This is a genomic window from Paenibacillus paeoniae, from assembly GCF_003388735.1.
Taxonomy (GTDB): domain Bacteria; phylum Bacillota; class Bacilli; order Paenibacillales; family Paenibacillaceae; genus Pristimantibacillus; species Pristimantibacillus paeoniae.
Genome location: NZ_QUBQ01000004.1, coordinates 395581 through 408068, shown reverse-complemented (window position 1 = coordinate 408068; position 12488 = coordinate 395581). Strand labels below are relative to the sequence as shown.

Sequence of the window (12488 nt, the reverse complement as noted above, 5' to 3'; positions counted from 1 at the left end):
CATACTGAAGCGGGCATGGGCTGTGATCAAGCTGTTCGTCTTATTTGTGAAAGAGTTGTTCCTGTCCAGTTACGTCGTGTTGCTGCAAATTCTAAAGCCCAAGTTATCGATCAGGCCCGGTATCTTCGCTATGAAGACGGAGCTGAAGTCAGATTGGGAAATTACGCTGCTCTCTTGTCTGATCTGCTTGACGCCTGGCACGCTTACGCTGGATGTATCTCGCGATGGGGAGACGCTGTATATTCATGCCATGGATATGGAGGATGCAGAGCAGTTGTCGCATCAGATCAAAAATAGTTTCGAGAGAGCCATTATGGAGGTGACTCGTGCATGATAGACGGCTTACTGCAAGCTTCTCTTGTTCTGCTGTCGCTTGCGATTCTCGGCGCGTTGTACCGTCTGCTTAAAGGCCCGTCTATATCGGATCGGATTGCAGCGCTTGATACAATCGGTATCCTGCTGTTGTCGACGATTGCAGTGCTTGGCGTGCTGCTGAGAACGACAGCTTACTTGGATATTGTATTGCTGCTTGGTATTCTTACATTTATAGGAACGATCGCGTTTACGAGATATATTGAAAGGGGTGTCGTGCTTGAGTCTGGGGATGATCGGTGAGTGGCTGATCGGGATACTCATATTGCTGGGAGCAGTCGTTTGCGTCATTAGCGTCTTTGGACTTATACGGCTGCCTGATGTTTATCTGCGCTCCCATGCCGCTACGAAAAGCGCGACGATGGGTGTATTGCTCATTCTGTTCGGCGGATTTCTGTACTACTGGCTATTCGAGAATCATATCAGCATTAAGCTGCTGCTGGGCATCGTCTTCGTGTTCATTGCTTCTCCCGTAGCGGGACATCTGAATGGACGAGCAGCTTATCGTTCCGGCGTGCCGCTTTGGAAGGGCAGTGTGCAGGATGATCTGAAGAGGGATACGAAACGGATGAAGTAGACTCAATTCCTTCGAAAGACTAATAAAAAGAGCAATTCGCATCCTGTGCGGATTGCTCTTTTTCGATCAGGTGAAGCATACGCGGTTACGGCTGGGCTTAAAATTTGCCAATTTGCTGTTCCGCCCAATCTCCGATATAAGGCAGCTTGAATAGCTTGCCCTGGAGTGCAAGCAGCATAAGCGCGATCCATAGTATGAAGGTCAATGGCGTGAGGATAAAGGAAACTAGCAGTCCAATGATCGGAATGACGCCGAATATGAGATTAATGGCAACCAGAACGACGAAGACGGCAGTAGACTGCATGGCATGGAATTTGACGAACCGGCTTTGCTTCTCGATCGCCAAAAAGATAATCCCTGTAATAAATCCGACCAAATAACAGAGCAAAGCGGCTACTTTCGGGTCCAGGCCGGTCGACGACGGGTCTGGATTGACTTGAGTGGGCTGCATGGAGAACGTTCATCCCTTTCTGATCATCATTGTTATGTCAACAATATATTCCGGTAGGACTAGCAATAGAACTCACCGCAATACCAATGACTCCCAAGATTGGAACGAACGATTTGTTACGGGTTTGTAACCTGCGCGCACTTTGCTTCGTCTAGAATAAAAAGGGGTATATATGACTACATCGACAAAAAGAGATATCGGAATGGAGAGAATGGTAGGATATGAAGAAATATAAACGGGCCTATATCATTAGTGCAGTTGCTCTCGTCATTTTATCAATGGCCTACTTCAATCGCGGTGCGCTTGCTATGATGGGCTTTGATTGGTTTCTGCAGGGTGAGGTAGAGAAGCGGCTGGAGAACACGTATAAGCCGGTTGAAGGACGCGAGCCGAGACCAGTCAATGTCGACAAAACCAAACAACATCCGTTTTCATTGCTGCTGCTTGGCGTAGACCAACGCGGCAATGAAATTGGTCGGTCGGATACGCTGATCTACACGGTCGTCCGTCCGAGTGACGGCAACATGCTGCTTGTGTCGATCCCACGGGACATGTATGTGGATATTGCCGGCAGAGACCGCAAAGACAAGATCAACCACGCGTTTGCCTTCGGCGGAGCGGGCATGTCAATGGATACGGTCGAGAAGTTCCTGGATGCGCCGGTCAATTACTATGCTTCCATTAACTTCGAGGGATTCCGTGCGGCGATTGACGCAATGGGCGGGATTGCGCTTCCGATTGAACACGATATGGTGAACAAGGACCCGTATCATGAGAAATTTACGATCAAAGGCGGGCAAGACCTGTACAACGGCAAAGATGCGCTGAACTTCGTACGTTACCGCGAGGATGCGGGCGGGGATATGAGCCGTACGGAGAGACAGCAGCAGTTCCTTCATGCTATGATAGAGAAGGCGTCCGCGATGAAGCAATGGAGCAAGATTCCTGATCTTCTGGACATCATGGGCGAGAACTTCAGCACGGATATGCAGCCGGGCAAGCTGATTGATCTGGCGCAGAGCCTCGTGCAATCGAAGAACCGCAATATGTACAGTCAGACGATTCTGGGCGAAGGCCACAGGCTAGAGGCCAGAGGTCCTTGGTATTATTTTGCCAATGAAGACGACTTGGCTGAGGTCCAACTGATGATCAAAAACTGGTTGAACGCCGACACCAAAACGAGCAGCTTAATTCTTCCTCCCCAATATAATGACATCAAGAAAGAGGTAGAGGTACTCTCAAATGCGTCGTCGGTGCATGAAACGGAGTGAATGGAAGGATGAATATTGCCTTTTTCCTGCTGCCTAAGCATGAGGTTGTATGTCTACCGCATGACGCGACACTCAGACAGGCGCTGGAGCGCATGGAATATCACCGCTATTCTGCCGTTCCCATCATTAATGAAGATGGCGGATATATCGGCACGGTCACAGAAGGAGACTTGTTATGGTTCATGAAGAGCCGCTCCGACCTGACGTTTGAGGGCTCCTACAAGGTGAAGCTGATCGACGTACCGCTGCGGATTAACAATAAGACGGTGAATATTGATGCCAACATGGACGATTTGATCTCCCTGGCCAAAGTGCAGAACTTTGTGCCGGTTGTAGACGATCGCGATCACTTTATTGGCATTGTACGCAGAAGCGAAATAATTGATTATTGCCAGAAGGGACTGTCCCAACGGATCTGAATGATTCAGCGGGGGAGTCCTTTCCCTTATGATCCGGGAAATTTAGCCTGATGGAGCGGTCGTCATGGATGCGTACGCGAACTTTCTTTTGTGCTATAATGAGGGATGAATGTCTCCATAACACAAGAACTTAGAAATGGCTTAAGAGGTGAACGGATTGAAGACTGGGTTGAAACCCTTGCTGTGGAGCGGGGCAGCGTTCCTGCTACTGCTGCTGCTGGCTGTACCTTTGTTAAATTTACCGGCATTACTGCTCATGATGGTTCCGTATGTGGTGCTTTATACGACACTGTCTAGGGGAGCGTTCTTGCTTCACTTAATACCTGTATGGCTGCTTGCGGGCCTTATTGCAGGTCCTGCTGTTCTCATTATTGGTTTGTTCTTCCTTGTCCCGGCTATCGTCATGGGGCATTTGTACAGAAGCGGTGCGACCGCGGCCAAAGTGATTCGAACGGTTACAATTGTCATTCTGGCATTGCTGATGCTGGAGCTGGTGCTTTTCCAGTCGATCTTTAATGTTTCTCTGCTTAACGAAATGAGCAATACCATTCGAGGGACGTTCGATTCCATGCAGGAGCAGAATCTGCTTGCATCTGGTTGGAATGCGGACTTTGTAGATCTGCTTATTCAAAGGGTCATCCATATGATCCCACTTACCTTTATTGTCCTGGCATTTGTGTACACAGTATTCTCGCATTATGTCTCGCGCAGAGCGGTTATTCGCAGCGGCCTTGACGTACCGGCGTTCCCGCAAGCGAAGGACTGGCGTCTGCCTCGCGTACTGGTGATCTATTATTTGATCGCGTATGTGATCGACTTGTTCATCAAGCCGGGTGATGTTTCCTACCTCGCAGTGGCGCTGTTGAATTTGGTGCCGTTGCTCAGTTATGTATTCGCGATTCAAGCGATTGGCTTCTTCTTCTTTATTGCACATGAGAGGAAGTGGAACAAAGCCGTTCCGATCCTTATCGCCATACCAGTGCTGCTTTTGCCGCCGCTTAGCTTGATTGGCGTCCTGGATACCGCCTTTCCGATCAGGAAGTCGTTTACCAAACAACAATAGCACGGGAGCGAATGGGAAATGCCTAAGTTTTTAATAACCAGATGGCACGGAATGCACCATGCGGCGGCTCTAGGAGCCATGCTGCTTATGTCAGCCCTGCTTGCCTGGTTCCAGTGGATGATCGGTCTTGCTTCATTGATTGTGACAATCGGAATAGCGGTCTATACTTTCTTTGCGGAACGATCGTTCCGCAAAGACTTGAAGACGTACCTCGGCACGTTGTCGTACCGGGTGAAGAAAGGCGGCAACGACGTGATAAGCGAGTTGCCGTTCGGCATTATTATCTATAATGAAGAGCGCACGGTGGAATGGCATAATCCGTATATCTCGCAGCTGATGGAGAAGGATTCTTTGATCGGCGTGCCGCTTACGGAGTTGTTCCCGACGCTTCAGCACGCCAAGGATCGCGAAGGTACGGTGGAGGCTGCGGTCGGCACGCATATGTATCAGCTCATCTTCCGGCCCAAGGAGCGTATTCTATACGTAAAGAACGTGACCGATCTATGGCAGCTCGGTCGCAAGTATGAAGACGAAAAGCTGTCGATCGGCGTTGTGATGATCGATAACCTGGAGGAAGTGACGCAAGGTCTGGACGACCATCAGCGCGGCACCCTTCTCTCCAAGGTCACGACAGAGATTACGGAATGGGCACAGAAGTATAAGATCTATCTCAAGCGGGTCACATCCGACCGCTTCATTCTGATTACCGATCAGAAGACACTGCGTCAGCTTGAGCATTCTCGTTTTGTCATTCTGGACGAAGTGCGCGAGATGACAGGCGAGCAGAAGATTCCGGTCACGCTCAGCATCGGCTTCGCCGCAGGCGCCGAGCAGATCGTGGAGCTTGGCCAGTGGGCGCACATGAGCCTTGATATCGCGCTTGGACGCGGCGGCGATCAGGCAGCGGTGAAGGTCGGCAGCAGGCAATCCTTCTACGGCGGCAAGACCAATGCAGTAGAGAAGCGGACGCGCGTCCGTGCCAGAGTAGTCGCTCATGCGCTGCGAGACTTGATCCGAGAGAGTCACAATGTCGTCATTATGGGGCATAAGCTGCCGGATATGGACGCTATCGGCGCAGCGATCGGCGTGCTCAAGGCAGCTCAGCTCTTCGGTAAGGAAGCTTATATCGTGCTGGAGGGTGTCAACTCCTCCATCGAGAAGATGATGGAGCTGATCCGGGAGGACGAGAAGCTGTCGAAGCGGTTCGTATCGCCGGAGCAGGCTATGGCGCTCATGACGCCTCAATCGCTTGCGATTGTCGTAGACACGCATAAGGCGTCTATGGTGAAGGAGCCCAAGCTCCTGGCACAGACGGACCGAATCGTTGTCATCGACCATCATCGCCGCGGCGAGGAATTCATCTCCAATGCGATTCTGGTCTACATGGAGCCGTACGCGTCATCTACTTGCGAGTTGGTGACGGAGCTATTGCAATATATTCATGACCGAATCGTGCTTGATATTCGCGAGGCGACCTCACTCTTGGCAGGCATTACTGTGGACACGAAGAGCTTCTCGCTCCGGACGGGGGCGAGGACGTTCGAAGCGGCATCCTTCCTGCGGCGGAATGGCGCAGATACGATGATGATCCAGCGGATGCTTCAGGAGGATCTTGAGGGCTACGTGAACAAAGCCGAAATTATAAAGCATGCACAGATATTGTATGATCATGTCGCTATAGCCGTCGTAGAGGGCGGCAGGAAAAACTCGCAGTTATTAATTGCACAATCAGCAGATACGCTGCTGAATATGACGGACATCTTGGCGTCTTTCGTCATCGGACAGAGACAGGATGGCTTAATCGGCATAAGTGCGCGTTCGCTTGGCGGCATGAATGTACAGGTCGTCATGGAGCGAATGGGCGGCGGCGGTCATCTGACGAATGCGGCAGCCCAGTTGGAGGGCACTGTCGAAGAGGCAGCGGTCAAGCTGAAGGCTATTCTCGAACAAATTGAATCGGAAGAGGGGTTATTCGAATGAAAGTAATCTTCTTGCAAGACGTGAAGGGCCAAGGGAAAAAGGGTCAAGTAAAGGATCTGTCGGAGGGCTATGTACGCAACTTCTTGCTTCCGAAGGGACTGGCGAAGCTGGCATCGGACGGCAACCTGAAGACGCTTGAGGTTCAGAATGCTTCTGAAGAAAAGCGCAAGCAGAAGGAAAAAGAAGATGCAGAGGCACTAGGCAAGCGTCTGGAAGAGATGACCATTGTCGTCAAAGCGAAAGCCGGAGAAGGCGGCCGCTTGTTCGGGGCCATCACAAGCAAGCAAATCGCTGAAGCGCTGGCAGCGAAAGGTGTTAAAATCGACAAACGCAAAATCGAGCTGGATGAGCCAATCCGCACGCTCGGCGTTACACAAGTACCGGTTAAGCTTCACCCGGAAGTGAAAGCGAAGCTAAACATCCAGACAGCCGAGGAATAAGGCTGGATACGATAGGGGGGTTAAAATCCATTTTCAATTAAGTTGAAGCCTGAGTATTGGGCTTCATTCTTAATTGTAAGGGGTGTTCTGCGCGTATGAGCGGAGAGAGGGGAATCGTTCTGGAGAAACGGAGTGTTCGCCTTTGTAGACGGATTCTAACCGCTTGGCGGGTTAGGATAATAGAAAGAATCCGTCTACAACAGCGATCGGAGGAACGATCCCCTCTCGCAGTGTTACGGCGTAGAGCATGGTTTTGAACTATGAACTTATCACTTTTAATGACATCTATGCATACAAACGAAAGGAGAGGCGCACGATGAGTATGGAGCCGATGTTCGACCGGGTTCCGCCGCAAAACATGGAAGCGGAGCAAGCGGTCATTGGTGCGATTCTGCTTCAGCCGGAAGCGTTAATTACGGCGATGGAGCGGATTCGGAGCGAGGATTTTTATAGCAGCGGACATCAACGAATTTACGAAGCCATGATTGAGCTGGGCGAGAGCAGCCAACCGGTCGATCTGGTCACGCTTACGGCGCATCTCCAGGATCAAGGACTGTTGGAGGAGATCGGCGGCGTCAGCTACTTGGCGAAGCTGGCCAATGCTGTACCTACAGCGGCAAACGTCGATTATTACGCCCAGATCGTCGAAGAGAAATCGATGCTGCGGCGCCTCATACGTACCGCAACCAATATCGTCACCGATGGTTATGCCAACGCTGAAGATGTCGGCGTCCTGCTAAGCGACGCGGAGAAGAAGATTCTTGAAATCTCCAACCGGCGCTCCAGCAGCGGCTTTATCTCCATTCGAGACGTATTGATGGAAGTATTCGAGAAGGTCGAGTTTCTATATGCCAACAAGGGCGGCACGTCCGGCATTCCGTCGGGCTTCGTCGATCTCGATCGAATGACGGCTGGCTTCCAGCGAAGCGACCTTATCATTGTTGCGGCCCGTCCTTCCGTCGGCAAGACCGCCTTCGCACTGAATATCGCTCAGAACGTTGGCGTCAGAGCGAAGGAGACTGTCGCGATCTTCTCCCTGGAGATGTCAGCGGCACAGCTTGTACAGCGGATGATCTGCGCCGAAGCGAACGTCGATGCGACGCGGATGCGGACAGGTAACCTGGAAGGCGACGACTGGGAGAAGCTGACGATGGCGATAGGGGCCTTATCGGAGGCGCAAATTTTCATCGATGATACGCCGGGCATTACCGTCGCCGACATTCGCGCGAAGTGCCGTAGGTTGAAGAAGGAACGCGGACTTGGCATGATCCTGATCGACTACTTGCAGCTCATTCAGGGACGCGGCAAGGCTGGCGAGAATCGCCAACAGGAAGTATCCGAGATTTCCCGTACGCTGAAGCAGATTGCGCGTGAATTGGAAGTTCCCGTCATCGCACTGTCGCAGCTTAGTCGGGGCGTTGAGCAGCGGCAGGACAAGCGTCCGATGATGTCCGACCTTAGGGAATCCGGCTCGATCGAGCAGGATGCCGACATCGTATCGTTCCTGTATCGGGACGACTACTATGATAAGGAATCGGAGAAGAAGAACATCATCGAGATCATCATCGCCAAGCAGCGTAACGGTCCGGTCGGCACCGTCGAGCTGGTGTTCCTCAAAAACTACAATAAATTCGTAAGCTTGGACCGAACCCATCAGGATCCGTCGCAAGCCTCGTAATATCCGAACAATTGCATGAGTGACTGTGCAATTGTTCGTTTTTCGTTTGACTTCTGAAGGGGAGACTGCTACACTAATATTGCTGTCTTCTGGCGAGCGCCGCGTTAAAGGAGCTACAGGGACGGTAATTTTCGATGTTCGAAAACATCGGACGGGGGTATGATTATGTCTACGGTAGTTGTAGTCGGTACGCAATGGGGAGACGAAGGAAAAGGCAAAATCACCGACTTCCTAGCAGAGGGAGCTGACGTTGTTGCTCGTTACCAAGGAGGAAACAACGCCGGACACACCATTCTCATCGGGAACAAAAAGTATAAGCTGACGATGATCCCATCGGGCATCTTTAACCATGATAAAACTTGCGTCATCGGCAACGGAATGGTCATCAATCCAGAAGCGCTGATTGACGAAATTAACTATATCCATGACAATGGCTTTTCGACAACGAATCTGAAAATCAGTGATCGCGCGCATGTCATCATGCCGTATCACCTGATTCTTGACGCCTTGGAAGAAGACCGCAAAGGCGATAATAAAATCGGCACTACACGCAAAGGCATTGGCCCTTGTTATATGGACAAAGCGGCGCGCAACGGTATCCGTATCAGCGATCTGATGGATGCGGAGGAATTCGAGTCTCGCGTGCGCAGTGTAATCGTGGAGAAGAACCATCTGATCCAGCAAGTGTACGGCGGCGAGCCGCTTGACGCAGACCAAATCGTGAGCGACTATCTTGGCTTCGCAGAGATTCTGCGTCCATACGTTACGGACACGTCTGTCGTGTTGAATGATGCAATTGATGCGGGCCAAAAGGTGCTGTTCGAGGGAGCGCAAGGTGTCATGCTCGATATCGACCAAGGAACCTATCCGTTCGTTACGTCCTCGAATCCGTCCGCAGGCGGCGTATGTATCGGTTCCGGCGTAGGTCCATCCAAGATTCAGCAAGTAATCGGCGTGGCAAAGGCTTACACAACACGTGTAGGCGATGGCCCGTTCCCGACTGAGCAGGATAACGAGATCGGCCAAATCATCCGTGACAAAGGCCATGAGTACGGCACGGTTACAGGCCGTCCGCGCCGCGTGGGCTGGTTCGACACGGTGGTGGTTCGTCACGCACGCCGCGTAAGCGGCATTACGGGTCTGTCCTTGAACTCTCTGGACGTATTGTCAGGTCTGGATACAGTGAAGATCTGTACGGGCTACAAGTACCGCGGGGAAATCATCGAGCATTATCCGGCAAGCCTGAAGATGCTGTCGGAGTGTGAAGCGGTATACGAAGAATATCCAGGCTGGTCCGAGGATATCTCCGAGGCGAAGAAGCTGGAAGACCTTCCGCAGAATACGCTGAACTACTTGAATCGTGTCTCTGAGTTGACAGGCATTCCTATTGCCATCTTCTCGGTCGGCCGCAACCGTGAGCAGACGAATCCGGTTCGCCCAATCTACGAATAATTTCCCTTACTTATGTAGCGCCTCGGAGCAATCCGGGGCGCTGTTTTTTTGTCCAGCTTTACGCTTGGAAGGAATGCCTCTCTTCATCCTTGACCATAATGGTAGATAGGATAGGAGTTGAGGGTGAATGATAGTGAAGAGCTTGGCCTGGATTGGCAAGATCGTGGCAGCAGGACTTATGATTAGCTTTTTGTCGATCTGGACGACGGGTTATATTGTGACCAGTTATGTCGAGTCGGTGCTGAAGCAGTTTGAATTGCCTATCGAGGTGCCGCCAATAGCGATGTCCGGCGTATGGGGCAAGCTATGGGGCAGCGATCCCCTATTAACCTCTGGTATAGACCAAGAGAACGGCAGCGTAAATAGCGGATCAGAGCCGGATGTCGAGGAAGTGTTCGGCGGGATCCAGGAGGAGCCTGGTTCAGGGAACGGTGAAGGCAATGCTCCTGCTGACGGAAGTGCTGAAGGAGGAGCCCCGACGGGAACCGAGGGGGGGCTTGACGGTACTGAGACGGTGGTGAAAACCGATGATATCGAGTCTGTAAAGGGCGAAATGAGTGAAGAAGATAAGGCGCAATTGTTCGAATTGCTTATGATGAAGCTGCCTCCCGAGTCTTGGCTGGAAATCTCTGAATATATGGAAGGAGGACTTACGGAGCAGGAGCTGACGAGCGTTCAACAGATTATGGCACAGCATCTCGACACGTCGGAATATGAGCAAATGATGGAGATTCTGAAAAAATATTAATATTACGTTATGACGGCAAAGGTTGCCCCTATTGTAAAGGCTGTGATAAAGTATTAGGCGAGTGATCCGACAGGAAAATTCGTCTTTTTTCTGTTTGGTACTCGCAAATCTCTCAGCAGAAGTGCGAAAAGGAGACTATCATGACCGGTTTCAGGGACATGAGTCGTATAAAGAAAGTATGGGAACGAACTACTCAGTACTTTCGACGTACGCGCTCGCAAGACTTGATAGGTAAGACCGAGCAACAAGCGGCTGACGTGATCGTATCTGCCCCACTTTGGCGGAAGAAGTCGACGCAATTGATAGGCGGAGCAGCAGTACTGCTCACGGTTGCCGGTATTATCGGATATCAGCAATATACGCAATACGTTGAACGCAACACATTCCAATTCTATCATGTATATATGAACGGCGAAGTAGTAGGAACAGTAGAGAATCCCGGCGCAGTCGATCAATTGGTAGATGCTGCCGCGGTCAAAGTACAACAAGCGAATCCTGACATCACGATGGTACTGGATTCTGGTGATATTACATACGAAAGCGACAAAGCCTTTAAGGCGGTTCCAGAGACAGAAGCAACACTCGCTAAGTTAGAAGGTATGTTCACCTCCCACGCAGTCGGCGTTGAAGTAAAGATTGACGGTAATGTCATTGGCGTCGTGAAGGATCAAGCGACGGCTGACAGCATATTGAAACGTGTACAGAGCAAGTTCGCTCCGGAGCTGGCCGCGGCAGCGAAGGGCTCAAGAACGGTAACAGCGCTTTCCTACAACAAGGAAGGCAAGGTGGAAGTATCTGAGCCGGAATCGGACCAGGAGCTTACAGAGCCGGGCCGAGTTGTAACAGCAGTATCCTTTGTAGAAGAAGTTCAAGTGGCGAGTGTCGATATCAGCCCTACGGAAATTGCCGAGGGTGAAGAGGTTTACAAGAAGATTATTGACGGCAGTACGAAACCTACCAAATATATCGTTCAATCGGGTGATTGTATCGGTTGTATCGCACAGAAATTCGAGATCTCTCCTCAAGTCATCTATGAGAACAATCCTTGGATTGAGGATGATCGCATTACCGTCGGCGACGAGCTGGACCTTACGGTGCTGCAGCCGGAGCTGACCGTTCGTACCGTGGAGAGTGTAGTTGAGCTGGAGAAGATCGCTGCTCCTGTCGAAGTGAACAAGAACGATAAGATCAGAGTGGGCGAGACGAAGGTGATCAGACAAGGTGTCGAAGGCACACAGCGTCTGACGTATGAGATCGTGAAACAGAATGGTTACGTCGTAACCGAGGAATTGATGAATAAAGAAGTGATCGTAGAGCCAATCTCGGAAATTGTAGAGAAAGGTACAATGGTCGTACTGGGAGAGGGTACAGGCAGGTTCGCTATCCCGGTGAAGAATTACCGCATTACGAGCAAGTATGGACAACGTTGGGGCCGTCTGCATTCCGGCATCGACTTTATCGGCAATAAAGGCATTCGTGCTTCTGACTCCGGCGTCGTAGAATATGTCGGATCAAGAACAGGCACAGGCAAGACGATTATTATTAACCATCAGAATGGCTTCAAGACGCTGTACGGACATTTGAACTCCTACAACGTGAAGCAGGGCGCGAAAGTACAGAAGGGCGACCAAATCGGCATTATGGGCAATACAGGCAATTCCACTGGCACGCATCTGCACTTTGAGATTCACAAGAACGGTGTACCTCAGAATCCAATGAAGTACTTATAATATACCTATTACGAATGGCAAAACAATGTCAAAGAAGCATGGCTTGGACGATCGGTCCGGGCTGTGCTTTTTTTAATTCGTTATTAGATAAACGTTCGAATCTGCTTTATAGTTGCTTCATAAATCATCATTTTTGCCGATTTTTTTAATCCAATTTATGGAATGCTTTGCACGCTAGGCAACTTGATAGGTGTTGTCCGCTTCGGGCACATCATCCCGGGATCTTGCAAGAGTTGGTCCGGACTAGTCGAGATGACAGGAAGCGGCATGGAGGCCTCTGATTGCCGTCGTTATCGGAAGTTTGATT

12 protein-coding genes and 1 pseudogene are annotated in these 12488 nt (G+C 50.8%); 12 read left to right on the top strand and 1 reads right to left on the bottom strand.

Going from position 1 to position 12488, the window contains the following annotated elements; genetic code table 11:
- Positions 1–7: 7 nt before the first annotated feature.
- The 3 genes and pseudogenes from DX130_RS20150 to mnhG all read left to right on the top strand — a co-directional run.
- Positions 8–334 (top strand): annotated as a pseudogene (locus DX130_RS20150) (Na+/H+ antiporter subunit E); the annotation flags it as partial.
- Positions 331–615, top strand: a complete 285-nt coding sequence (locus DX130_RS20145) for a Na(+)/H(+) antiporter subunit F1 (RefSeq protein WP_116048408.1) — start codon at positions 331–333, stop codon at positions 613–615. The pseudogene DX130_RS20150 and the gene DX130_RS20145, both read left to right, overlap by 4 nt.
- Positions 599–949: a monovalent cation/H(+) antiporter subunit G gene (mnhG, locus tag DX130_RS20140; protein ID WP_240644618.1), complete on the top strand. Its 351-nt coding sequence runs from the start codon at positions 599–601 to the stop codon at positions 947–949. Before DX130_RS20145 ends, mnhG begins: the two co-directional genes overlap by 17 nt.
- Positions 950–1046: 97 nt before the next feature.
- Here mnhG and DX130_RS20135 read toward each other — a convergent pair whose 3' ends face one another.
- The gene (locus DX130_RS20135) at positions 1047–1400 is read right to left on the bottom strand and encodes a DUF4870 domain-containing protein (protein ID WP_116048404.1); all 354 of its coding nucleotides are present in this window, start codon (positions 1398–1400) and stop codon (positions 1047–1049) included.
- Between the two features lie 221 nt (positions 1401–1621).
- Here DX130_RS20135 and DX130_RS20130 point away from each other — a divergent pair, with 221 nt between their 5' ends.
- From DX130_RS20130 to DX130_RS27265, 9 genes are all read left to right on the top strand, one after another.
- Entirely contained in the window at positions 1622–2671 is a 1050-nt protein-coding gene (locus DX130_RS20130) for an LCP family protein (protein WP_116048403.1), read from the top strand.
- A gap of 8 nt (positions 2672–2679) precedes the next feature.
- Complete coding sequence (locus DX130_RS20125; RefSeq protein ID WP_116048401.1) at positions 2680–3090, top strand: CBS domain-containing protein; 411 nt, start codon at positions 2680–2682, stop codon at positions 3088–3090.
- 157 nt (positions 3091–3247) lie between these two features.
- Positions 3248–4153, top strand: coding sequence for a DUF2232 domain-containing protein (locus tag DX130_RS20120; protein WP_420818541.1), 906 nt, complete (start codon positions 3248–3250; stop codon positions 4151–4153).
- An 18-nt stretch (positions 4154–4171) separates the two neighbouring features.
- Entirely contained in the window at positions 4172–6133 is a 1962-nt protein-coding gene (locus DX130_RS20115; RefSeq protein ID WP_116048398.1) for a DHH family phosphoesterase, read from the top strand.
- On the top strand, positions 6130–6573 hold the full coding sequence (gene rplI, locus DX130_RS20110) for a 50S ribosomal protein L9 (RefSeq protein ID WP_116048396.1): 444 nt from the start codon (positions 6130–6132) through the stop codon (positions 6571–6573). Before DX130_RS20115 ends, rplI begins: the two co-directional genes overlap by 4 nt.
- 316 nt (positions 6574–6889) lie before the next feature.
- A complete protein-coding gene (gene dnaB / locus DX130_RS20105; RefSeq protein WP_116048394.1) occupies positions 6890–8251 on the top strand; it encodes a replicative DNA helicase in 1362 nt (453 codons plus the stop codon).
- Between the two features lie 165 nt (positions 8252–8416).
- Complete coding sequence (locus tag DX130_RS20100) at positions 8417–9703, top strand: adenylosuccinate synthase (RefSeq protein WP_116048392.1); 1287 nt, start codon at positions 8417–8419, stop codon at positions 9701–9703.
- 127 nt (positions 9704–9830) lie between these two features.
- On the top strand, positions 9831–10451 hold the full coding sequence (locus DX130_RS20095; protein WP_116048391.1) for a hypothetical protein: 621 nt from the start codon (positions 9831–9833) through the stop codon (positions 10449–10451).
- A 140-nt stretch (positions 10452–10591) separates the two neighbouring features.
- Positions 10592–12181, top strand: coding sequence for a M23 family metallopeptidase (locus tag DX130_RS27265; RefSeq protein WP_116048389.1), 1590 nt, complete (start codon positions 10592–10594; stop codon positions 12179–12181).
- Positions 12182–12488: the final 307 nt, after the last annotated feature.

Excerpts from the sequence above, each read along its gene's own strand:
- DX130_RS20145 (WP_116048408.1), top strand. The coding sequence starts at position 331 with ATGATAGACGGCTTACTGCAAGCTTCTCTTGTTCTGCTGTCGCTTGCG.
- DX130_RS20100 (WP_116048392.1), top strand. The coding sequence starts at position 8,417 with ATGTCTACGGTAGTTGTAGTCGGTACGCAATGGGGAGACGAAGGAAAA.
- DX130_RS20095 (WP_116048391.1), top strand. The coding sequence starts at position 9,831 with ATGATAGTGAAGAGCTTGGCCTGGATTGGCAAGATCGTGGCAGCAGGA.
- rplI (WP_116048396.1), top strand. The coding sequence starts at position 6,130 with ATGAAAGTAATCTTCTTGCAAGACGTGAAGGGCCAAGGGAAAAAGGGT.
- DX130_RS20115 (WP_116048398.1), top strand. The coding sequence starts at position 4,172 with ATGCCTAAGTTTTTAATAACCAGATGGCACGGAATGCACCATGCGGCG.
- DX130_RS20130 (WP_116048403.1), top strand. The coding sequence starts at position 1,622 with ATGAAGAAATATAAACGGGCCTATATCATTAGTGCAGTTGCTCTCGTC.
- DX130_RS27265 (WP_116048389.1), top strand. The coding sequence starts at position 10,592 with ATGACCGGTTTCAGGGACATGAGTCGTATAAAGAAAGTATGGGAACGA.
- dnaB (WP_116048394.1), top strand. The coding sequence starts at position 6,890 with ATGAGTATGGAGCCGATGTTCGACCGGGTTCCGCCGCAAAACATGGAA.
- DX130_RS20125 (WP_116048401.1), top strand. The coding sequence starts at position 2,680 with ATGAATATTGCCTTTTTCCTGCTGCCTAAGCATGAGGTTGTATGTCTA.
- DX130_RS20135 (WP_116048404.1), bottom strand. The coding sequence starts at position 1,400 with ATGCAGCCCACTCAAGTCAATCCAGACCCGTCGTCGACCGGCCTGGAC.